The sequence below is a fragment of the Paenibacillus sp. 22594 genome (genome assembly GCF_052044425.1).
GTDB lineage: Bacteria > Bacillota > Bacilli > Paenibacillales > Paenibacillaceae > Paenibacillus_AQ.
Map to the genome: position 1 here is coordinate 572,002 of NZ_JBQENA010000003.1, position 23,060 is coordinate 595,061.

Annotated in this window: 20 protein-coding genes; 15 read left to right on the forward strand and 5 right to left on the reverse strand. The window is 48.7% G+C overall.

From position 1 onward, the window contains the following. Positions 1 to 25: 25 nt before the first annotated feature. From ACTJKB_RS13290 to ACTJKB_RS13300, 3 genes are all read left to right on the forward strand, one after another. Entirely contained in the window at positions 26 to 895 is an 870-nt protein-coding gene (locus ACTJKB_RS13290) for a helix-turn-helix domain-containing protein (RefSeq protein WP_440834534.1), read from the forward strand. Between the two features lie 97 nt (positions 896 to 992). Continuing rightward, positions 993 to 1,787, forward strand: coding sequence for an AIM24 family protein (locus ACTJKB_RS13295; RefSeq protein ID WP_440834535.1), 795 nt, complete (start codon positions 993 to 995; stop codon positions 1,785 to 1,787). Positions 1,788 to 1,907: 120 nt separating this feature from the next. Further along, the gene (locus tag ACTJKB_RS13300; protein ID WP_440834537.1) at positions 1,908 to 2,447 is read left to right on the forward strand and encodes a MerR family transcriptional regulator; all 540 of its coding nucleotides are present in this window, start codon (positions 1,908 to 1,910) and stop codon (positions 2,445 to 2,447) included. A 79-nt stretch (positions 2,448 to 2,526) separates the two neighbouring features. On the opposite strand, the gene ACTJKB_RS13305 is transcribed toward ACTJKB_RS13300, so the two are convergent. Both ACTJKB_RS13305 and ACTJKB_RS13310 read right to left on the reverse strand, forming a co-directional pair. Next, complete coding sequence (locus ACTJKB_RS13305; RefSeq protein ID WP_440834538.1) at positions 2,527 to 3,372, reverse strand: hypothetical protein; 846 nt, start codon at positions 3,370 to 3,372, stop codon at positions 2,527 to 2,529. 115 nt (positions 3,373 to 3,487) lie between these two features. Then, a complete protein-coding gene (locus tag ACTJKB_RS13310; protein ID WP_440834540.1) occupies positions 3,488 to 4,066 on the reverse strand; it encodes a sigma-70 family RNA polymerase sigma factor in 579 nt (192 codons plus the stop codon). Between the two features lie 207 nt (positions 4,067 to 4,273). On the opposite strand from ACTJKB_RS13310, the gene ACTJKB_RS13315 reads away from it, so the two are divergent. The 11 genes from ACTJKB_RS13315 to ACTJKB_RS13365 all read left to right on the forward strand — a co-directional run bounded on the left by ACTJKB_RS13315 (position 4,274) and on the right by ACTJKB_RS13365 (position 18,962). Continuing rightward, a complete protein-coding gene (locus tag ACTJKB_RS13315; protein ID WP_440834541.1) occupies positions 4,274 to 6,838 on the forward strand; it encodes a hypothetical protein in 2,565 nt (854 codons plus the stop codon). Next, positions 6,835 to 8,016, forward strand: a complete 1,182-nt coding sequence (locus ACTJKB_RS13320) for an efflux RND transporter periplasmic adaptor subunit (protein WP_440834542.1) — start codon at positions 6,835 to 6,837, stop codon at positions 8,014 to 8,016. Before ACTJKB_RS13315 ends, ACTJKB_RS13320 begins: the two co-directional genes overlap by 4 nt. After that, on the forward strand, positions 8,013 to 8,708 hold the full coding sequence (locus ACTJKB_RS13325; RefSeq protein ID WP_440834543.1) for an ABC transporter ATP-binding protein: 696 nt from the start codon (positions 8,013 to 8,015) through the stop codon (positions 8,706 to 8,708). Before ACTJKB_RS13320 ends, ACTJKB_RS13325 begins: the two co-directional genes overlap by 4 nt. Beyond that, positions 8,705 to 9,877: an ABC transporter permease gene (locus tag ACTJKB_RS13330; protein WP_440834544.1), complete on the forward strand. Its 1,173-nt coding sequence runs from the start codon at positions 8,705 to 8,707 to the stop codon at positions 9,875 to 9,877. The genes ACTJKB_RS13325 and ACTJKB_RS13330 overlap by 4 nt, the downstream gene beginning before the upstream one ends. Before the next feature lie 19 nt (positions 9,878 to 9,896). Further along, positions 9,897 to 11,393 carry an ATP-binding protein gene (locus tag ACTJKB_RS13335; protein WP_440834545.1) on the forward strand — a complete coding sequence of 499 codons (1,497 nt, stop codon included), beginning with the start codon at positions 9,897 to 9,899 and terminating at the stop codon, positions 11,391 to 11,393. Beyond that, positions 11,390 to 12,085 carry a response regulator transcription factor gene (locus ACTJKB_RS13340; RefSeq protein ID WP_440834546.1) on the forward strand — a complete coding sequence of 232 codons (696 nt, stop codon included), beginning with the start codon at positions 11,390 to 11,392 and terminating at the stop codon, positions 12,083 to 12,085. The genes ACTJKB_RS13335 and ACTJKB_RS13340 overlap by 4 nt, the downstream gene beginning before the upstream one ends. 177 nt (positions 12,086 to 12,262) lie before the next feature. Next, complete coding sequence (locus ACTJKB_RS13345; protein WP_440834547.1) at positions 12,263 to 14,065, forward strand: sensor histidine kinase; 1,803 nt, start codon at positions 12,263 to 12,265, stop codon at positions 14,063 to 14,065. 5 nt (positions 14,066 to 14,070) lie between these two features. Continuing rightward, entirely contained in the window at positions 14,071 to 15,660 is a 1,590-nt protein-coding gene (locus ACTJKB_RS13350) for a response regulator (RefSeq protein WP_440834548.1), read from the forward strand. A 109-nt stretch (positions 15,661 to 15,769) separates the two neighbouring features. Beyond that, positions 15,770 to 17,116 (forward strand): ABC transporter substrate-binding protein, encoded by a 1,347-nt coding sequence (locus ACTJKB_RS13355; protein WP_440834550.1) that lies wholly within the window; start codon positions 15,770 to 15,772, stop codon positions 17,114 to 17,116. 103 nt (positions 17,117 to 17,219) lie between these two features. Next, positions 17,220 to 18,101, forward strand: coding sequence for a carbohydrate ABC transporter permease (locus ACTJKB_RS13360; RefSeq protein ID WP_440834551.1), 882 nt, complete (start codon positions 17,220 to 17,222; stop codon positions 18,099 to 18,101). 15 nt (positions 18,102 to 18,116) lie between these two features. After that, a complete protein-coding gene (locus tag ACTJKB_RS13365; RefSeq protein ID WP_083607032.1) occupies positions 18,117 to 18,962 on the forward strand; it encodes a carbohydrate ABC transporter permease in 846 nt (281 codons plus the stop codon). A 102-nt stretch (positions 18,963 to 19,064) separates the two neighbouring features. Here ACTJKB_RS13365 and ACTJKB_RS13370 read toward each other — a convergent pair whose 3' ends face one another. The 3 genes from ACTJKB_RS13370 to ACTJKB_RS13380 all read right to left on the reverse strand — a co-directional run bounded on the left by ACTJKB_RS13370 (position 19,065) and on the right by ACTJKB_RS13380 (position 21,218). After that, positions 19,065 to 20,222 carry a sensor histidine kinase gene (locus tag ACTJKB_RS13370; RefSeq protein ID WP_440834554.1) on the reverse strand — a complete coding sequence of 386 codons (1,158 nt, stop codon included), beginning with the start codon at positions 20,220 to 20,222 and terminating at the stop codon, positions 19,065 to 19,067. Next, complete coding sequence (locus ACTJKB_RS13375; protein ID WP_440834555.1) at positions 20,206 to 20,898, reverse strand: response regulator transcription factor; 693 nt, start codon at positions 20,896 to 20,898, stop codon at positions 20,206 to 20,208. Before ACTJKB_RS13375 ends, ACTJKB_RS13370 begins: the two co-directional genes overlap by 17 nt. Before the next feature lie 62 nt (positions 20,899 to 20,960). Then, a complete protein-coding gene (locus tag ACTJKB_RS13380; protein ID WP_440834557.1) occupies positions 20,961 to 21,218 on the reverse strand; it encodes a hypothetical protein in 258 nt (85 codons plus the stop codon). Positions 21,219 to 21,470: 252 nt separating this feature from the next. On the opposite strand from ACTJKB_RS13380, the gene ACTJKB_RS13385 reads away from it, so the two are divergent. After that, complete coding sequence (locus ACTJKB_RS13385; protein ID WP_440834559.1) at positions 21,471 to 22,838, forward strand: erythromycin esterase family protein; 1,368 nt, start codon at positions 21,471 to 21,473, stop codon at positions 22,836 to 22,838. The last annotated feature ends 222 nt before the right edge of the window (positions 22,839 to 23,060 follow it).

Here is a 23,060-nt window from a genome sequence, read left to right on the forward strand (position 1 = left end):
TGTGCGGTGGAGGTGTGATCCAACAATGCTGAACTATGACATGGAACTGCGGGAGCCCATGGATATGCCGGACCCCGAGTTTCCGATCAAAGTACATACCCAGCGCTTTGACAGGGCGGGCGTCGTGCTGTTCCCCCATCACTGGCATGAGCATCTGGAGTTTCTGTTCATTGAGCGCGGGGAGGCGGTGTTCGAGTGCGGACGGACACCAATCCATGTCCGTGCCGGCGATCTGATCGCCGTGAACAGCAATGAGCTGCATTATGGTATAAGCGCCTCTGCCGATCTGCTCTATTATGCGATTATCGCGGACACCTCGTTACTGCACAGCGCCGTAAGTGACGCTGCAGAGACCAAATTCATCGCACCGATCCAGCAGAACCGTCTGCTGCTCCGCAACCATATCTCCGGGGATCAGCATATTACAGACTGTGCCCTGACCATTATCCGCGAACTCGAACGCCGCGAATTCGGCTATGAGCTGGCAGTCAAGTCCGAGCTGTACCGCCTGCTTACACTGCTGCTGCGCGGACATGTTGTAACCGTACTGTCGCAGGCCGAACAGACCCGGCGCATTCAGACCATTGAGCGGTTCGCTCCGGTGCTGCGTTATATTGACACCCAATATAGCGAGCCTATCTTTGTGGACCATCTTGCGGCGCTGGCCGGGCTCAGCCGCTTCCATTTCAGCCGCCTCTTCAAGGAGCTGACCGGACACACGGTATCCGAATATGTCAACGCCGTCCGGCTGGACCGGGCCGACTCCATGCTGCGCCATACGCAGCTGACCGTTTCCGAAATCGCCGCAGCCACCGGATTCAATGATATTTACTATTTCAGCCGCACCTTCAAAAAACACAAGCAAAGAACCCCCTCTAGTGTGAGAGGCTTCTAGGGTACAAGGAGATACACCCTTTGTGTCGAATACCTACATTTCGAAGCAGAACTGCTTCTGCTTACGACAACACTGCCCAGCAGAGGAGAGGATTCATTTGGCCTATACCATCAATAATCTGAAAGATAACAGCAACGTTGTGATCAAGGAACAGCTTGGCGGATTTTCGGTTATCGAGTACAAAGAGGATTTGAGCAGCACCTCCTTTGCGGAAGCACAGTCCAACTTCTTCATGAGCAAAAGCAACATGCGCAACAAGCAGCTCATGATTGAGCTGAACAACAGCGAGGTTACGCTGAGTGCCGGGGCCATGCAGTATATGGTCGGAAATATTGAAATGACCTCAGGGGTAAAAGGGGTCGGCGGACTGATGCGAAATATCGTGTCCAGCGCCGCAACCGGAACCAGCGCCATCAAACCTCTCTACAAAGGCACGGGTACGATTCTGCTGGAAACCACTTATAAATATCTGTGGCTGATTGATGTCGACAACGATCATATCGTCATTGATGACGGCCTGTTCCTGGCCTGTGAGTCTTCCCTGCAGCTGGCCGTCACCGCGCGTAAGAATCTGTCCTCTGCCGCACTGGGCGGAGAGGGGCTGTTCAATCTGAGCGCCAAAGGCAAAGGCATCCTGGCTCTGGAAGCACCCATTCCCTCCGAGGAGGCCGTTGTCGTTGAGCTGCAGAATGATGTACTGAAGGTCGATGGTAACTTTGCATTAATGTGGTCCAACACCCTGGATTTCACTGTAGAAAAATCAGGCAAAACCCGTCTCGGCTCCGCTGCCTCCGGCGAGGGGCTCGTCAATGTGTACCGGGGGACAGGCACCGTCTGGCTGGCTCCGCTTACCCAGTACAGAAATAGCCTGTTTCAGCCGAGCACTCCTTAAATAATTTCTCAGAATAGCACTTTGTTTATCGAATCAGCACTTCCTTTGTCACCCGTGCAGGGAGCCGCTTATGAAGGGCGAATTGTTCATAGCAAGACTACCTGAACTGGAGGAACTGAAATGGAAATGCTGAAAACAAAGGATGCTGCAGAGCTGCTGTCCGTTAGCCAGACCACTATCAAACGCTGGGCTGCCATGTTCCCTGATTTCTTTCCAAAGGACCGGTTTGGACATTATATTTTCTCAGAGCAGGCAATCAGCCTGCTACAATCGATTAAAGACCGCATCAATCGCGGGGAAGCACTGGAGTGCATCGACCTGGATCTTGCTACTGGCACCGGGCAGCCCGTGTCACAGCAGGAGAGCCCGCTCCTCCGCACACCGGATGGGCCTATGGAAGACATGCTGTCGCGAATCGATTACATTGAACGCTCACTAGAACATAAAGCTGACGAGGTAGTCTCGGTACAGCTGCTCCAGCAGCGCGGAGAGCTTGAGGACCTGCGTCAAATGATCAAGCAATTGGCAGTATCTCTGGAAACGATTCAGGAGCGGACCGACCCATCCCTCTCCCCGTACGGGCCTAACGCTGCAGCCGGGAGGATCCAGAGTCCGCCGCGGAAGCGCGGGCTGCTGCGCACTTTTTTCTCATTCCTGTAGCTCCAAATTCGCATGCAGGCCAAACAAAGAACGGTTGATTCCATGGATCCATGGATCAACCGTTCTTTGTTGTAGCTGCCTAGAACAGGCTTTTAGCCGCTTCAATCAATTGCTCTTTGGTCACCGTCTGGGAATCGGTCTGCACATGATAGGCAGTACTCTTACCTTCGCCTTCACTCAGCCATGTTACATCCTGATGAACACTGCTCTGTCCGAACAACGACTGACTGTCCTTCAGATAATGTGCCGTTAGGCCGCCGATTTGAAGTTTCTCATACACGGTACCGGGCGGAACGAGTTGGAATACCTTAGCGCCGGGAGCGCCGTCTGCAATTTGCCAGGTCAGATAGATCGAGTCGCCCGCCGCATTGCGGTATACAGAAGTGTAGGTTTTAGTAATACCTTCAGACACATCCGTCTTACGCCACAGCATCTCACTTCCCGTCTTCTTGCTCTCAGCCTTCATTTCATCCAGAAGTGTGTAGGCATCCGCCCCGAACGTGAATTGGAAGGGCGAAGTCTCCATGCCTTCTACGAAATGGTAGGTTCCAAGGATCGATTCAGGAAACTTCTCCCCGACATGATGCTCCTGCAAGGCCGCTTTCCACCCCTCTAAAGGAAGCACAACCGGTTTATTGATGCCGTAGACAACCGGGGTTCCCTGAACCTCAAGGTCATGGTCTTTAAAATATACGACCGCCGTTTCTCCAGGGTTTAGCTGTGCTCTCACTTCCGCAAGCGAACCGCGGATCTCCGCTACGTCCTCTGGAATGAGCTGCAGCTTCTGCTCGATTTTATAGTTAGAGGAGAGCTTATCGGTATGGTCATCAAACAGGAGCTTGCTGCCTGCATAGCCGAACCCGCATAGTACAATGAAAATAGCGGCGATCAGGACAAATTTCGGCGTTTTTTTAGTTTTGAACATGGATGGTATTCCCCTTTGTTGCATCACCCGCTGCCTGTATTCTGCCGCTATTCGGGTATCCAGATCAGAAGGACACCTCCGGGAATCTCGTTTGAACTCCTCTACCAGCTGCCGCTCAATAGACAAAGCCATCCCCCTCCTTTCGCAATCCCAGTTCGTCGAACCGCTGGCGCAGCTGCTTAAGCGCATGATGATGCCTCGATTTTACGGTACCTAATGGAATCTTCAGCAATACGGCGATTTCCTCCAGCGAGCAATCCTGATAATAGCGGAGGACAATAACCTCTTTGAATTTGAGCGATAGTGTCTGGAGAACCGGAAGCAGCTCAAGCTGATCATCCAGCTCCGTTAGCCGCAGCTCTGCAGCAGCATCGGATGATTTGGCGGTGCTCAGCTTCAGTTTTTCCGTGATCCGAAACAGCCGCCACTCCTTCCGCTTCCAGTTGCGCACTTGCCTGACAATCAATCCGTTGAACCATGAGTTGAATTGTAATTCCGGATCATACCTGCTCACACTTTTGTATAGCTCGAAATAGACTTCACTCATAATATCTGCAATATCTTTCCTGCTTGGAGCGAGGTAACCGATTAACCGGTAAGCATGCTCGCGTGTTGCTTCGTAAACGACTTGGAATGCTTCTTCATCCCCCTGGCTCATCCGGATAAGCCACGGGTTCAAGTCTAAGTCCTTCATAAGGGCCGGCCTCCATTCGGGTCTTACAACAGATATTGGCTCCTTTTGCCTAAAAGGTTCAAACGGTCCATGAAAAACTAGCAAAGGCTCAATTTATAAAAAGTTTAACATCTGTTTAAGTTTGCGGCGAACTCTTCGCCTCTTTATTTATCCCTATTTTAAAACTGCCTTTTATGATAGGGCTATGAATATTTAGGAGGGAAGAATATGAAGAATTACCGTGCCTATGCCGCTCTGCTGGCAGGAGCGATTGCCATTAGTCAGCAGCCGGCCTTACCGGCATTTGCGGCACCGGGCAGCATTCCTATAAACCAAGCCATTCCGCAGAGTGTCGATGCTCTGACTAAGCTGGCCTCTATCTCCGTTCAGGCTGGCGTTAGCGTCAGATTGACCGATTTGCAGCTGGCTAAGGAGGAAACCGGAAACAGCCTCATTTATACACTTACTTATACCAATACGAGCGGCAGTCCCTATAAGCTTTTTAATGGATTCTCAAAAGTAACCACTCCTGAAGGCATAGAGATCAAAAGCAACCCTGTACCAGAAGATAAAAACAAAGTGGAAGTTCCCCCTAAGGAACAATTATCTGTTACATATTACGTAAATGTCCGTAAGACCACCAAGCTCAACGGGATCAAAGTTTCAATGTTCGGTTGGGACTTCAGCAGTTCCGACTACCAGAAGAAGCTGGGCACCTTTGCCATCCCGACACCATATTCCTCATCCGTCCAGCAGGGTCAGAGTAAAAAGATCACCATGAACAGCCTTCCGGTATCCTTGAAGCCAGAGAATCTGCAAATCTACCATTTCAACAGCAAGGTCTACGCCAAAATCGCCTTAAGCCTAACGAATCTGGGCTCCAAGGTGTTGAGCGCTCCCAGCTACCGGGTATATCTGGAGTCCTCCGGCGGCTCCATGTTCGAGCTTACGTTAAGCGATACCAGCCGCGACTATAAAGTGCAATCCGGGGAGAAGAAGACAGTCTACTATCTGACTGAAATCCCTTCCTACACCAATACAGGCAACATGTCACTGTCCATCACCCGGGAAAGTGCCGAGCTTAAGGCCGACCTGCCCGTGGCTTCCTTCCTGCTGCCTGCTTCTACCTCCCCGAGCCTCAGCGTAGCTGCGTATGCGACGAAGAAGCTCAGCATCAGTAGTAATACCGTAGAGACACAGCTGACAAAAGCCTCCGTTACGGCTAAGGGTGACAAAGCACTATGGAATCTGCAGTTCCGGGTAAAAAATGCCGGCAACAAAGCAGTAACCCTGCCGAGCTATGATTTATCTGTCAAAGCCGCAGAGGGTTATACCTTACCGGTAAATACCAAAGCTTTCAGCAGTCTTACACTGAAGCCGCTTGAGGAGCGAATTCTCCAGTTCTCTGCAGAAGTGCCGATTGAACTGAGTCAGGGTACGCTTCAGCTCCAGTTAGTAGAGCCCGCAGCTGAAGGCAAAATCATCTTCCCTACGGCCTTTTACCAGATTCCTTATGCGCTGGAGCAGGACCGTTACGTGAACTCTGAATATGTACTGGATAACAGCTACGGAACCTTCGGCATCAATCTCGAGTCCGTAGAGCGTATGCCCTGGTCCGCTGAAGATGTGGTTGTAGCCAAAATTCGCATCCGCAACACCAAAGCTTCCACGGTTACAATGCCTTCGCTCACCGGCGCGATGAAAGCCGGAACCCACGATCTGGGCAGTTCGATTCAGGTTGTTGCAGCCGATTCAGACCCTACGCTAGCTTCAGGGGAAAGCGCTAGTTATTATGTGATCGGCAAGGTCCCTTATGAGCTGAGCTTCGAGCACATCAAAATCGAGCTCACCAGCGGTTCTGGCGATACTGCGGAATCCTTCCTCTCCTTGAACACAAGACAGGTGGCTGCTACGGCCCTTACGGTAGACCAGGGCAAATCGTTCCACATTGAAACGCCGGGTAAACGGGCGGAGATCAAGGAACGCCGGACCACTGTATATCCCGGAACAAGCAAGAACATCGTGTACACAGAGCTGGAAATGAACAGCGAAGAAACCCGTAAATCGGATCAGGCCAAGCTCGTAGCCTACTATAAGACGTCAGGCGATGATTATTACGAAGCGGAAATCAGCCAATCGGAGCTGGCGACCGGACCTAAGGGCAAAAATCTGGTAACCGTGTGGAGTAAGCTGCCTGTGTCAGTAGACACCTCCAAGCTGACTCTCTATGTCGGGGAAGGCGTGAGTGAAGGCAAGCTTACGCTGCCGGGCGGAACGCCGACGGCTTACATCAACACTGTAGCGCTCGCACTGAACAAGCAAACGCCTGCTCCTCTAACCGCACTTAGCGGCGGTGTGGAATTATTCCCTTATAGTCTCACGATAACCGGAGCTACAGGGACATTGACGGAGGGCCAGGAAACACTCTCAACCAACCTGACCTACAGCCTGGGCAAGAGCAGCATCTATGATATGGGAACCTATGGACATAAGCTGGTTGTACAGCTAATGGACCCCTACGGCCAAAGCCAGGAAAGAACACTGACACCCGGTACAGATCTTACACCGGGACAATTCATGACCTATTCCACAACCTTCATAAGCAGCTTATATAAGACGCTGAAAGGCGGGAATTTCATTCTTAATCTGTACGACGAGTTCCAGGGCGAGCGAATCAAGCTGGGAAGCCAATCCTATAATTTGACCTACGTCCCGACACCAAAGGCTCCCGAGCCCACAAGTACCCCTGCCCCTAAGGACAGCACTAACACGAACGGTGGAGGATCATTATGAAGATAAAAAAAGGGGTCTGGATATCGGCTGTAATCCTTGCGCTTGTGGCAACAGGCACTGCAGTAGTTACCTTGTCGCAAGACAAAAACAAGCAAGGGACTGAAGTAACCGTCAAAACAACCGCAGTGCAAAAGGGAGACATCTCTGTCATTGTCAAAGGCTCTGGCTCTGTCAAAGCTACACACTCAGAAACAGTCTTCGCCAAGGATCAGGGAAACGTGGCCCGGGTATTTGTCAGCGCAAACACTCGGGTTAAGAAAGGCCAGCTCTTGATGACGTATAAAGCAACAAATGTGGACAGCAGCCTGAGGCAGCAGCTTAACATGCTAAGGCAGAACCAAAACGCGCTGCAGGACAAACAGGACCAGTATAAGAAGCTTGTAATGGACGGTGCGGTGCAGGGCGAAGTGGACACGGCAAAGCTGGCTATTGAAAGATCCAAGGAAGATATCGCCGCCACTGAGGCTGAAATTGCTGCACTGCACAAGGACCAGACCCCTCGTGCCCCATTGACCTCGCCGATGGAGGGAACGATTACCAAGATTAGCGTATCTTCAGGCGGAGCAGTCGTTAACGGCGCGGAGGCCTTCAAGATTACCGATTACCAGAATCTGAGCGCAACCATCCGGGTGGATGAGCTGGATATCCCCAAGATCGAGCTGGGAATGACCGCAACGGTTAAACTGGATGCTTTGGCAAATAAGATTTACCCCGGCACAGTGGTCGCAATTGCAAATGAAGGCAAGATTACAAACGGCGTATCCTTATTTGATGTCACGATCCGTCTATCCGATCCCGGTGATGTAAAGGCCGGAATGTCAGCGCAGGGGCGAATTCAAATTGAAGAGAAGAAGGGGATTCTGGTGCTTCCTATTGAATCCGTGACTCAGAAGGGTGATACATATTTCGTTCAGGTGTTGAACAATACGGCGAAAACGGCGAAAACGGACATAGCCCCTGTACCTGAAGAAAAGGCCGTTACCGTCGGCGTTCACGATGAGAGTCAGATTGAGATCACCGGCGGGCTGAAGCTCGGGGATCAGGTGGTTATTCCAACCGTTATCGCGCCAAGCAGCGTAAGCTCGAGTTCCCAGGATCAGGGCTTCTTCGGTGGAGATGGCGGAGACGGTGGAAACAGCGGAGGTGGAGAAATGTCTCCCGCAGGGGGTGGGCTATGAGCAGTGAACCCTTGATTCGGATTGAAAATATGGTCCACGGCTATACGATGGCAGGAGAACGGATGACGGTGCTAAAAGGACTCTCGTTTACGATCAGCCACGGGGAATTCGTGGCAATTATCGGCCCTTCGGGTTCAGGAAAATCAACGCTCATGAATATGATCGGCTGCCTGGACCTCTCCAATGAAGGGAGCTATTCTCTTGACGGACAGGATGTCAGAAAGCTGTCAGACAACCGCATGGCGCAAATCCGCAACGAGAAAATCGGATTTATCTTCCAGAGCTTTAACTTATTGCCGAAGCTCTCCGCTGTAGAAAATGTAGAGCTGCCCCTGATTTATCGGGGCATGGCTCACCGGGAAAGAAGAAAATTGGCCGAGGTGGCGCTGGAGAAGGTAGGGCTTCACGATCGGATGCATCACCGTCCCAGCGAGCTATCCGGAGGGCAGCAGCAGCGGGTAGCCATCGCAAGAGCACTCGCGGGCAATCCTCCCATGCTTCTTGCGGACGAACCGACCGGAGCGCTGGATACCAGGACCGGGCAAGAGGTGATGCAGATGATCAAGATGCTGAATGCACAGGGGCATACGATTATTCTGATCACCCATGATCTGGAGATTGCCAAGCAGGCAAAACGGGTCATTCGGATTCAGGATGGAAATCTGGTAGAAGATCGGAGAAATGACGAATGATCTTTTTTCAAAGCATACGTATGGCGCTCATGAGCATCATCGGCAACAAGGTTCGTTCGTTCCTTACCATGCTGGGAATCATCATCGGAGTGTCATCCGTTATTCTGCTTGTATCCGTCGGACAGGGCGTTACCGGGCAGATTTCAAGTCAGCTCAATGATCTCGGCACCAACCAGATGGCGGTAATGATCACAGGACGGGGAGCGGTCAACTCACTGGAATATGACGAGGTGATGGCCTATTCCAAGCTCCCGGGTGTAGATCTCGTATCCCCCAGCATCAGCAGCAACATTACCGCCAAATACCGTACCAAGAATAAAAGCGTCCCGCTTGAAGGGATAACGCCAAGCTACGAGATGGTGAAGGATTTCCATGTCCAGTCCGGCCGATTCCTGCTCGATATAGACATCCAGTACCGCCAAAAGGTAGCTCTGATTGGTGCGGGCACTGCAAAAAAGCTGTACGGCACTGAGAATCCGGTTGGGAAAGAAATACAGCTTAATGGAAATACCTTTACAATCGTTGGTTTGTTGCAAGCGAAAGGGACGACAATGGCTGGATCAAATGATGACAAAATCCTCATCCCCGTATCTTCAGCTGAACGGCTGCTTCAGAGTAAAGGCATTCAAAATTTTACCGTCAAGGTACTGGCCGATAAAGACGTTAAGCCTGTCAAGAGCAGGATCGGAAGTATCCTGGACAAGAAGTTCCTAAAAGCCAAAGATTCTTACTTTGTTTACGACTCCAAGGAGATCATGGATACTGTAAAAAAAACCACCAACACCCTTTCGATCGGACTCGCAGGAATTGCCGGAATTTCCTTGATTGTGGGCGGAATCGGGATCATGAATATCATGATTGTCTCGGTCAACGAACGAACACGGGAAATCGGCATCCGAAAGGCCATTGGTGCTAAAAAGCGGGATGTATTGCTGCAGTTTATGATAGAGTCCATCTTCTTAAGCACCCTTGGCGGAGTGATGGGAATTGGCGTTGGACTAGGGCTCACTTGGTTAGTCGGCAAGTTCACTTCATTACAGGTAGGCTACGCCTGGAACATGGTTGTGATTTCGTTCCTGTTCTCTCTCTTTATCGGTGTGTTCTTCGGACTGTTGCCGGCCAACAAAGCAGCAAGACTCCGGCCGATTTATGCACTGCGCACGGATTAACGAACCGGGGTACTATGATATGATTGAACAAGTAGAAACGGCTACAAGAAGGGGCTGGGAACGCAGTATGACCATTAAGCGGCGCTTGTTCATTTCAAATATCCTGATGATTGTAATCCCTGTGCTCATTTCCCTGCTTATCATCTTTGTCGGTGGCAAAATTATTTTTCAAGCCTCGCAAGATGGGGTTCAAAAAGATGATCAGTTCTATGACTCGCGCGATGATCTGATTCAGAAAGCTAAGCAATTCCTTGAGAACGGAAACCAGCAAGAACGGGCAAAAGCCAAAACTGCGCTGGAACAGGTATTGCAAAAAAATGAGCTGAGTCTGAATATTTACTCTTCCGAAAAGAATAGGTTTAGCTTCGGTACTCTTAACATTCGGTATACCGAGGAGCTCACCGGGGCAATTTGGGCATTGAAAGGAGAAGGCTCCGCCTCTCTCAATAACGAAGAAGTATACGCAGAGAAGATGAACGTTAACGGCAAAACGTATACAGTGATCATTTTCAACATCATCTCTGATTACTATTATGAGGATTTCCCGCCTGAGATCATTATTTTCGTTATTTTATTTTTCCTCGGCATCATCATCGCGATTATCTTAACCAACCGTTTTCTTACCCGGTTTGTGTTCAAACGAATTAAGCTGCCCTTGGATACTTTGGTTGATGGCGTTCATCAGCTCAGGGACGGCAATTTGGATGTTAGAATCCGTTATGAGAACAAGGATGAATTTGCCTCTGTCTGCGAGGATTTTAATGATATGGCCGTACGCCTCAAAGAATCCCTTCAGCTTATACAGAAACAGGATGAGAACCGAAAAGAGCTTCTTGCCGGAATATCGCATGATCTCCGCTCTCCATTAACCTCTGTCCGGGCCTATTCAGAAGGCTTATTGGATGGTGTGGCCCAGACACCGGAATCCCAGCAAAACTATATCCGCATGATTAAAACCAAAGCTGAGGATATTGACCGGATGGTGGCCAAAATCTTTTTATTTTCCAAAATGGACTTGGGCGATTACCCCTACGATCCTGAACCGCTGGAAATTAATCAGGAGATATTATCCTTGGTTAAAGCCACAGCAGAGGAATATAGAGAAAATGGGCTGGAAGTGAATATTACGGCTTTAGCCGAAAATGTGCTCATCTTTGCCGATCCGGTTCAGTTTAACAGCGTCTTTTCTAATATTCTGGAGAATAGCTTGAAGTACAAAAATAAAGAACATGTCCATGTAAATATACGTACTGAAGTCAAGGGTAACGAAGTTTTTATCTATCTAGCCGATGATGGACCCGGTGTGCCGGTGGAAGCCCTGGAGAAATTGTTTGACGTGTTCTACCGCAGCGATCCTTCCCGCAATAATCCCAATAAGGGCAGCGGATTAGGACTTGCGATAACGGCAAAGGCAGTGGACCGGATGGGCGGAAGTATTCACGCTGAACCCTCTTCGGCAGACGGTTTATGTATGGTTATCAAGCTGCCAGTTCTAAGCAAAGGGGCTATAGCATGAAGAAAATATTAATTATTGAAGACGACAGCGCCATCGCTTCGATAGAGCGTGATTATTTGGAGATTAACCAGTTTGCGGTTGAGATCGCGGGAGACGGGATAACCGGGGTAGAAAAGGCGCTTTCGGGACAATTTCAACTCATTCTGCTCGATTTGATGCTGCCTGGCGAAGATGGTTTTTCCGTGTGCCGCAAGCTTAGAGGCAAGCTCGATATCCCGATCCTGATGGTTACAGCCAAGCAGGAGGACATTGATAAAATCCGCGGTCTGGGACTCGGAGCCGATGATTATATCATCAAGCCTTTTTCCCCAAGTGAGCTGGTGGCCCGGGTCAAATCCAACCTGGCGCAATATGAACGCCTCAAAGGCGGAAATGTAACAATGGCTCAGAGCAGCAGTATCGAAATGGGTCCATTCGTAATCAATACCCAGTCGCATAGAGCTTATCTTAAAGGCCGGGAGCTGGATTTGAAGAAAAAGGAATTTGATCTTTTATATTTTCTTGTAGTCAATGCGGACATCGTGTTCAGCAAAGATTCTTTGTACGAGCGAATTTGGGGTTATGACGCTGTAGGTGATAATGCTACGGTGGCGGTGCATATCAATAGGCTCCGTGACAAGATCGAGGAGGACCCGGGCAATCCGAAGTATATTCAGACGGTATGGGGAGCAGGATACCGGTTCAAACCCTAAAGCAATCCTGAAGCAATAAGGAAGCCTCCTTCACCACAGGAGCTTTCTTATTTTTTTTCATTTCCCAGCCCCACGGTTACAATTTTTGCTTTTGCAAAATATCAATGAAACGTGTTAACATTCGCGTTGTCAGTTGTACGAGAACACAAGGTCAACAGGCTGAAATGGAGGAGCAATATGCAATTCAGGGGACGCTTATATCCGGGTAAATGGTTCGACAGGCTATTGATACGCAAAAAGATTATGTATGTCTACATTCCGCTGATTATCTTACCCTTGTTTATTCTAGGCTTTGTCTCGTACCGGGTCTATACCGATGCTATTGTCAAGAAAACAGTGAACAGTGTCTCCGACAATTCAACTTTGATTACTACACTCATGAACAGCATGCTGACCAATACGGAAAGCGCTGCCAATATATTAACCTTAAACTTGAATAAAGTGATCGTCGAGAAATATTCGGAAGACGGCGGGCAGGTATCAGATCTGCAGCTCTACACTCAAATCACCAATCAGCTAAGCTACGCGCTGCTGATCTTCCCGGACGTGGATTCAGCAGCTTATATCAGCCGAAGCGGTGTGGTCTATGGCTCAAATCTGGAGATGGAGAGGAACGCCGAGAAGCTCCAGGGAAGCGATATGCTGAGCACACTGGAGCATTCCCGCGGCTCTAATATCTGGTTTCCTATGGAGCGCCGCAGCTATCTGGTCTCAAGCCCGGAACAGCCGGTGCTCTCCCTTGGCAAACGAATCGTCAACATCAATACCGGAGAGACGCTGGGCTACGTCATTCTGAATGTACGGGAGGATGCCTTGTCAGCCATCTACCGCAATATCGGCTCGATCCAGGATGAATCCTTCATGATTGTTGACCCCAGCGGACTGGTGGTCTCTGCACTGGAGCCAAGCCAGGTATTACACCCGCTGCCCGGAGGTGCTCTAAGAGACTGGGTGATGGGGTCCGCCGAACAAAATCTGCTGCAGCCCTCTCCCTCAGGAAGGATGCTTCTGATCCGTGCAGATATTACTAAACTGGGCTGGCAGCTGATCTCCATGGTCCCCTATAATCGTTTGAACGAGGACACCAAAACCATTACCCAGTTGATCATCCTCATAGGTTTCATCTGCCTGTTCTTTGCGATTCTTGGCGCAGGCATGTTATCCAATCTTATTGCCAAGCCTATTATCAACCTCTCCCGTCATATGAAGCATGTGAATGAAGGCCATCTGGACCCCTACCTGGAGGTCAAGTCCAGGGACGAAATCGGAATCCTCGCCTCCGGGTTTAATATGATGATGAACCGGGTCGAAGAGCTGCTGAGCAACATCGGCAAGGAGCAGCGGGAAAAGAGAGAATATGAGCTTGCATTGATTCAGGCGCAGATCAAACCTCATTTTTTATATAATACGCTGGATGTCATTTATACGCTGTCGGACATGGGAAGACCACGTGACGTACAGCGGACCACGAAGGCGCTGGCCGACTTCTATAGGGTGGTCTTAAGTAATGGACGGGACCAGATCACGTTACAGGAAGAACTGAACAGCGTCCGGGATTATTTGTCTATTCAACAGATCCGGTATTCGGATGTATTCAATTTCCTGATTGAGATCGAACCGGATATTCTCCCCTGCATTATTCCTAAGCTTACCCTGCAGCCGCTTGTAGAAAATGCGATTTATCACGGGCTTAAGACCAAGGGCTCCTTCGGTGAACTCATAATCAGCGGATACAGAGAAGAAAGCAAGGTGATCTTGAAGATCACAGATGACGGGGTAGGGATGTCCGAAGAACGGCTGTACGCACTGGAAACCGCCATGAAGGGTCAGGAAAAGCCCGTCGGCTATGGAATAAGTAGTGTTCACGAACGAATCAGGCTGTATTTTGGCTCTGAATACGGATTGCAGATTACAAGCAAGCTTGGACAAGGAACAGAGATCGCTGTGAATCTCCCTTATCCGGGCCGGTCAGGAGAATAATATACATGCAGACAGTAATGATTGTAGACGACGAGAGTATTTTCCGTGAATATCTGCGCGGAGTGCTGGATTGGGACACGCTGGGTTTTGAGATTTCAGTGGAAGCGAGGAATGGAGTGGAGGCGCTGGAGCTTTGTACGGCAAATCCGGTAGATATCGCGCTGATTGATATCACCATGCCTTTCATGGACGGTTTGGAGCTTACGCGGAAGCTGAAGGCGCAATACCCCGAAATGAGCATCGTGCTGATTACGGGACATAATGAATTTGAGTATGCGCGGACAGCACTCAAGCTGGGGGTAGAGGATTATATTCTGAAGCCCTTTTCCAAGGACGAGCTGATGCTGACCCTGCTCAAGCTGCAGCAGGAGCACCAGAAGGTTCAAAAGGAGAATTTAACGTATAAGGAGAACCAGCAGCTCGTCAAGGAAAGCTTCCTTAATCAGCTCATTAGCGGCGACTGCATGCTGACCCATGAAGAAATTATGACACGCCTTGGGCAGTACAACATCCACATTCAGAGCCCGGTTTTTGTTGTCGCATGCATCGAAATTGACCATATTGACCGCAAATGGGAGAAAATAAGCGAACGGCTGCTCATGAAATACGCCGTTACGAACATCCTCAACGAAACCCTGGATGACAGCTGGAAACATCATATCTTCAATGGACCGGAAGGGCGGATTATCGGACTGATTGAGCATGTGGACCATCACAACCCTATGGCGTCTTTTTTGGACGGATACAGAAGGCTCGGCGAATTAATCAAGAAATACCTGAATTTCACGATTACGATCGGTATCGGCCGCAGTAAACAAGGATTCAAGGATATCCACGATTCCTACCAGGAAGCGCTTATCGCCTTGCAGAATAAGTTTGTCCTCGGCCATGACCGTGTGATCACTTATGAATCGGTTGCCGCTGAGATTGGAAAACAGGCATTTTACCCCGTAGAGGTTAACGAGAAGCTGCTTATCCAGCTTCGGATGCGGAATTCGGAAGGGGTGCAGCACATCTTGGACGGTGTATTTGACTCCATTCTCGAAAGACGGCTGTCGATTGAACATGTGTATGTCATTTGCATTGGTCTGATTGCTGTGAATCTCGCCTATATCACAGAATCAGGCCATCCGGTTGAAGAGTGCTTCGGAGAAAACTTCTTCCCCTACAACGAAATCCGCAAGTTTGAGTCGCTGGAAATGACCTTTGAATGGATCAAGGAATTGTTTCATAAGGCCATCCGGTACACGGGCCAATATAAAAATACAAGGGCCGCGAAAATTGCACAGTCGGCCAAAGCCTATATAGAGCAATGTTATCCCGATCCTGAGCTTCAACTGGAGCAGGTCGCCCAGCATGTATTCATTAATGCCAGCTATCTGCGGGCTGTATTCAAGAAGGAGTTCGGCATGACACTGAGCGATTACATTACACAATACCGGATGAAAAAAGCGAAAGAACAGCTGGGGCAAGGCGGTCTGCGCTTATCGGACATCGCCGAGAGTGTCGGTTACAGCGACGCAGGATATTTTAGCAAAAGCTTCAAGAAATTCTACGGCTACTCCCCCAGCGAGTATGAGAAGAACCGGAGTTGAGGATTCTTTCTGCGCGGATTTTACCAGAAGCACGCAGTTTTTGCCTTATCACCATGGCCCGCTCTTACTATACTTAAGTCAGAAAACAACATTGAAGGGGGTCACCCGAATGAAGAAAGTAGCCACAGCTCTAGCGGGCTTAAGCCTAGTGTTTGTAAGCGCATGCGGATCAGCAGGCAACAACACAGATACAGCAGCAAAAGAAGCAAACGCCGGATCACCTGCAGTGACGGAAGCAGCAGCGGCAACAACGGCAGCACCGGAAAAAGCAGTCAAGCTGCGTATTTATGCCCAATATTCCGATGATGACACGAAGCTCCCTTATGACTATGCTGTCGCGGAACTGAAGAAAGAGATGCCAAATGTCGAGCTGGAGCTGGAGGTACAGGCTCAGGATGACGGGCAGAAGCTCAAAACCTACGCCGCAACCGGGAACCTGCCGGATATCTACCAGGCGGGCACAGACATTATTAATACCTTCAAGAAATCCGGCAATATTCTGGAGCTGGACAAATTCGCCGATCTATATGATTTCAAAAGCAAAATGTACCCAAGTACGATGAATACGCTAATCAGTGAAGACGGTCATATCTATGCTTATCCATATGCCGGCAACGAATTCATGCTCCTCTACTACAACAAGGAGCTGTTCGAGAAAAATAATGTTAAAGTTCCTACCACCTATGACGAGCTGATGACAGCTGTTCAAACCTTTAACAAAGCGGGAATTACTCCATTGTCCCTGTTCGCCAAAGAGAAATGGCCAACCGTTGCACTCTATGATGTGTTCGCAACACGCACAGAGCCGCAGGGTATCCTGAAGCTTCAAAGCGGCGAGGCTTCTCCAAGCGATCCGGCGTACAAGCAAGCCACAGATGAATTATATAAACTGATCCAGGCCGGCCTGCTGCCTAAGGGCGCAACCAACCTGAATTTCGACCAGGCAGCCTCCCTGTTCTATGAAGGTAAAGCCGCCATGTTCCTGAACGGACAATGGGAAATCGCAACTTCCACGGAGAAGCTTGGCGACAAAGTGGGCTGGATGTACTTCCCGGCCGCAGACGCAGCCTCCTATGAGAAGAACAAATATGCTTTTGTCGGTGGAGGAAATCCAGGCGGATATGCAGTAAATCCGGATACTAAGGATCCTGAGCTGGCAGCCAAAGTAGCGGCCTTCATCTCCTTGAAATATGCCGAATTCAAATACACCGAGCGCGGCAATCCGCTGGTAGCCACCAAAGTGGATAAGCCTATTGTGAAAGAATACCCTCCAATGATGAAGCAGCTGTCCGAGGATATTTCCAAGATCACCAGCACCACTGCCTTCGACTGGGGCCTCTCTGATGCTAAATTCAAAGCTGCCATTGAAGATGCCACACAAGTCTTGATGACCGGCGGTTACAGCGTAGATGAATTCATTAAAGATGTAACCAAAGCAATACCAAACGGTAAATAAATGCAACACCGAATAGGACCCGCCTAGACCTTGGGTACGGGCGGGTCCTATCCTTTTCTTCAAAGCTATGGATTGTGCAGCTACCAGCAAGGGATGTGAAGAGATGAAGAAATTTTTAGGGAACAAGACAGCGATTGCCATATTCACGCTGCCTGCGCTCCTTTTGTATACAATTATGGTGTTCTACCCGATCATGCAGACTTTCTTTCGCAGTTTATATGAATGGGATGGTCTAACAGCCGGAACCTTCATTTGGTTTGACAACTATAAGAATTTGTTTGACGACAGTGTGTTCTATACCTCCCTCTATAATGGGCTGATCTTTGCAACCATCATTACCGTGACACAGATCGGTATTGCCTCTATTCTGGCTTTTGTCATCGCCGATGGAGTCGTTAAGGGCCGCCGTCTGCTGAGAATCAGCTATTTCATCCCCGTTGTGCTGTCGATTACAGTGGTCTGCCAATTATGGCTGTCCATTTATAACGGGCAATATGGTCTCATGAACAAGCTGTTCGAGATTCTGGGCATTCACTATCAGCAAGACTGGCTGTCGAGCAGCAAATCGGCGATCATCGCCGTGGCCTTCGTCAATGCCTGGCAGTATATGGGCTATCACTTTGCTCTGATCCTTGCGGGAGTAAGATCGGTACCCGAGCAATATATGGAAGCGGCCCGTATTGACGGTGCAACCAAACTGCAGGCGATCCGCAAAATCATGATTCCCATGATGGCTGAAACGTATAAGTTCTGTCTGGTCTTCGCAGTTACGGGAGGACTAAATGCTTTTGCAAATATGTATATTATGACCGGTGGTGGACCAGGAACTTCAACCTATACACTTACCTATTTGATGTATCGTTCCGCTTTCCGTGTGGGAGAGTTCGGTTATGGGAGTGCGGCGGCGGCTATGCTGGTCATTGAATGCCTGCTTGCAACACTAATCATCAACCGTCTGGTTGCCAGAGAACGAATCACTTATTAAAGGAAGTGTCCAAATATGGCCTGGCTTATTAAGAAGGTGCGCCAAAACAACCTGCCCGTCACAGGCTTTATGTGGCTGTATGCAATCTTGTCGGTGTATCCGTTGATCTGGATGATTTTTTACTCGCTAAAAAATAATGACGAGATCTTCGTAACCAATCCCTTTGGGTTCCCGACTCATCTAAGATTTGAAAATTATTCGAATGCCTGGTCCAAATACAATGTGCCGGTATACTTCATGAATAGTGTAATTGTTGCGGGGGCAACCGTTATTGGAGCAATCGTTCTGTCCGTCATGTTCTCCTATGCGGCGGCAAGGTTGCAATGGCGGCTGCGCGGCATCGCCCACACCTATATTATGATAGGCATGTTCATCCCCATTCAGGTCATTATGATTCCGCTGGCTATTCTGGTCAGAGACTTTCATCTTGCCAATACGTATGGCGCGCTGATTGTGCCGTATATCGCCTTTAATCTGTCCTTTACCTCTATTGTATTCTATGGCTTCTTCCGCAGCATTCCTAACGAGCTGGAGGAGTCGGCATGTATTGACGGAGCTTCGATCTACCGGACATTCTTCAGCATCATGCTGCCAATTATCAAGCCGGCGCTCGCCACTATGGTCATCTTTATCTTCCTGAACTCCTGGAACGAATTCACGATGGCCGTCATCCTGATTACCAAAGAAAGCCTGAAGACGCTGCCGCTGGGTCTGCTATTCTTCCAAGGTCAATTCACAACCGACTGGGGTGCGATGGGAGCGGCCATGACCATTGCCAGCTTGCCTACCGTCCTGATCTACATGCTGTTCAGCGAGCAAGTCGAAAATGCGCTTACCGTTGGGTCAGCGGTTAAGGGCTAGTGTTGTAGATGAACAAACCGGCGGCGGGAAACTCAAGTGCATAACTATACAATAAACAGAAACAAAGAGGACATCCTTCGCGCGGGATGCCCTCTTTTGTTATCAGCAAATCACTGAAATCACAAAACACGTTCCCACATTTACCGTACTTTCCCCTTCTATGCTCCAACCATGCTTCTCAATGATTGCTTTCACGATGGACAGCCCTAAACCTGCTCCACCGATCTTGCGTGACCTGGATGAATCCACTCTGTAAAAGGGCTCAAATATTCTATCCAGCTCCTCTGAGGGAATCCCCATTCCCGAATCCGAAATACTGATTTTGCCCATACGATCTTCTGTCCAGGTCCTGATCTCAATGGTTCCATTCATGATATTATATTTAGCCGCATTCTCAAGCAAATTATAAAACGCTCTGTACACTATCGGCGCATGCCCCAGAATGGTATCCAGCTCAAATTCATGCGTAACATGAATATTTTTGTCATTATAAAGGGGCAGCAGTTCCGCTTCTACCTGTAAAAACAACTGGTTCAAGTTAATCTCATCCATATATTCTACGTTGCTGTCATTGGTGAGCACTAGCAAATCATCCACAATACTCATTAGCCGCTTTATATTGCGTTCTGCCATTTCCACGGTTTCCTTATAGTCCTCAGCCGTAGGGGTCTCATCCAGACGCAGAACCTGTATTCCTGCATTCATAATAGACAAGGGGGTCTTAAGCTCGTGTGATACATTGGCACTAAAACGTTTCTGCCGCAGAAAGGATTCGTTCAGTCTTTCCAACATCGCATTAAAAGAATTGGCCAAACTTCCAATTTCATCATTTGAGGCAGAAGCAGGGACTCGTTCTTTAAGGTTATGCTCTGTAATATTAACAATTGAATAATTTAAGTCCTGCAAAGGCTTCAATGCTTTGCCTGCCACGATATAGGTAACGATCATGCCTGCCCCAGAGATAACTACTAAATAGATATAACTCCAACTGTCAAAACTCTGTTTGGCTTGAACTGCAGCAATTGCCGGAACAGAGGCGACACCTTCCTCCAAGACATCATCTGCTTCAGACTGCGCGCTGCCGATACTAGTGCCTCCTGTTGGTACCCGCGGTTCCTCAGCTGCTTTATTTAGATCCATAAATTTATCTTGCGCATTATATATGCTAGACCATGTTAAGAGCATGGATGCTGCCAATAGAATTCCACCTGTAAGCAGGGTCACTCTCATTCGAATCGAAACCTTATTCAGCAGTCCCATGATCATCCTCCATCAAAATATATCCTTGCCCTCTAATATTTTTGATATATTCGACATCATATCCTGAATCATACATTTTCTTTTTGATGGAATGAATATGATATTTCAAAGAGTTGGAGAACAAGTCCACTTCGCTGTCCCAGACATGCTCTATAATCTGCTCTGAGCTGACAACGGTGTTTTTATTATGGAATAGATACTCCAGAACAGCATATTCTTTCTTGGTTAATGGCAGCAATGACTCATGGTAATATACCGTTTTAGAAACCGTATGTAGTGTAAGATCCCCACATGCCAACACGGTTGCCGTCTGTATAAAGGATCTTCTTAACAGCATGCGTATCCGCGCCTCCAGCTCCTTAAAATCAAAGGGTTTGACCAGATAATCATTCGCCCCTGAATCCAGCCCAGTCACCCGGTCGTCCACATCACTTCGGGCAGATAAAATAAGCACCTTAACGAAGCTGTCCTGGTTTCTTATTCTGTTCAAGACCTCAAGTCCATCAAACTTGGGCAGATTCACATCTAAAATAATGAGATCATATTCATTTACCTCATAGAGATACAGCGCTTCTTCGCCATCATAGGCATGATCTATGGCATAGCCGCTTTTCCTCAACCCTTTGGCTATAATGGAGGCCAGCTCTTCTTCATCCTCAACCAGCAGCAGCTTCATTGTGATACACATCCCTTGTAAGAAAAAATAGCAGCAGCTACAACCATAGCTGCTGCATCAGACTATTTGATTGGTGGGACTGCAGCGGTTGATGGAACACTATCTGCAGACCCCGGGGTTTCATTCGGATCGAAATCAACCAACGTGTTTTTTTGCATGTCGTAGACTTGGATTTTCTCCACCTGCGGTCTGATTGCTGCTTTTTTTACAACATCGCTTTTCTCATTGCTTGATGCAAATGCTGCCGTTGACACCGATGCCAGAATCATTACCGCCACTGCTGAAGCCCCGATCGTTTTAGCTTTTTTGGTTAGAATCATTGTGAAATCCTCCTATTTTTTTAGGTTTGGTTATAGGGTTGCAACCTCTATGTGCCCACTATAGCAAAACAAAAGTTAGGAGCTGGTTAGTTTATCGGCTCAGACTGAACATTTTTCCTTCATAATATCATATGCCGCTTTATAGAACGGTATCTAGCACAATACCTATTAATCTACCTTTATCAAATCTTTATAAACGTCTCCTATAATGAGGGCAAAAGGTATACATAACCCATTTGAGGAGGAACACCAATGTCTATGAAATTAAAATGGAACCGGAGGGTAATCACTCTATTGTCTGCACTGCTGGTGCTGTTGCCCGGCCAGAGCGTTGTAGCGGGGGCTGTACCACAGTCTGCTTCGAAGCCGCTGGCCTATGCGCATGAGATCAAGTCACTCCGCGGAGAGGATTACAGCGATCTGGCTTTTCTAAAACCGCTGCTTGCAGGTAAAACGGTAGTCAGTCTGGGTGAGAACTTTCACCGGGTAGCCGAATATGCAAGTATGAAGACGAAAATGATTAAATATTTGCACGAAGAGCTTGGATTTGATGTCATTGCCTTTGAATCTGGCCTGGGGGATGCCGAATTTATCAACAAACAGGCCGATCAGTTGACTGCCACCCAGATGATGATGTATTCCGTCCTGCCGGTCTGGCATTCCAAAGAGACGCTTGAGCTGTTCAACTATATTAAGAAGTCGCGTAAGACAGACAAGCCACTGGAATTGGCCGGTTTTGATAACCAGTTCACTAACCCTCTGCTGACCTACGGCGTGAGAGACTTCATCTCCACTCAAGACAAGGAGTACGGGAAGGCCTTTGAACATTTTGATCTGCAAGCGATCACCGAATTCTATGACGTAGCGAATGAATATGGTTTGCATCCTGAGCGTAAAGAGTATAAGCAAGGGATGGAACAAGTCAACCAGCGCAATGTACCGGAATATGAAAAGTATATCCAGTTCATCAAAGACCGGCGGGAGCAGTTTGCGGCGGCCTATCCAAAAAATCCTTTTATCGTTGATGTTGTCCTGAAATCGCTGGAGGATCGTGTGCAATTTTTGCAAAGTGGCTTGATTACAAATGTGCAGGAATCCTACGAGGCACGCGACCGGGCTATGGCCGAGCATGTAGAATGGTTGATGAAAGTCCGATATCCGGGTAAAAAAATCATTTTGTGGGCACATAATGACCACCTTGCCAAAAACACCTCGGACATCCGGGTACTGGAGGGCGGCAAATGGGTGGGCAGCTTCAAGAGCATGGGAGAACTCCTGCACCAAAAGCTCAAGGATAAAATGTACGTAGTCGGTTTCTTTATGAACAGAGGCAAGACCATTTCAATTACAACTATGAAGCCATTTTCAATCAACCCTATGCCAAAGGGCAGCCTGGAGCAAACCATTATGAAGTCTGGCTACGCCAATACTTTTGTCGACCTGTCCGGCCACACCAAGGCAAAGGCCGCCAACAGCTGGATGTTTAAGCCAATCTATGCCGCTGAAGACGGGATGACAAGCGAGGTCATTGCTCCGATGTCGATGAAGTTTGTTCCGAAGGAGCAGTTCGACGGCCTGATGGTCGTCGACAAGATCAACACTCCGACTCCTGCGTATTAAAAGAACGAAATCCCAGAATCTGCACCAGCTGTCTGGATAGCCCACGGGAAGGCTGCCCCGACTATTCCCATGGTACACAACGGCTACACCGTCCTTCGCTGGACAGCTTAGCCGTTGTGGATTTCTGGTTTAAATTGACTGGATGGCCTCATTAGGCTCGGCGGCAAGCATGTTGGAAAAAGTGAACTTAAATCTTCTTCACCCACTTCTCCGCAAGCTCAT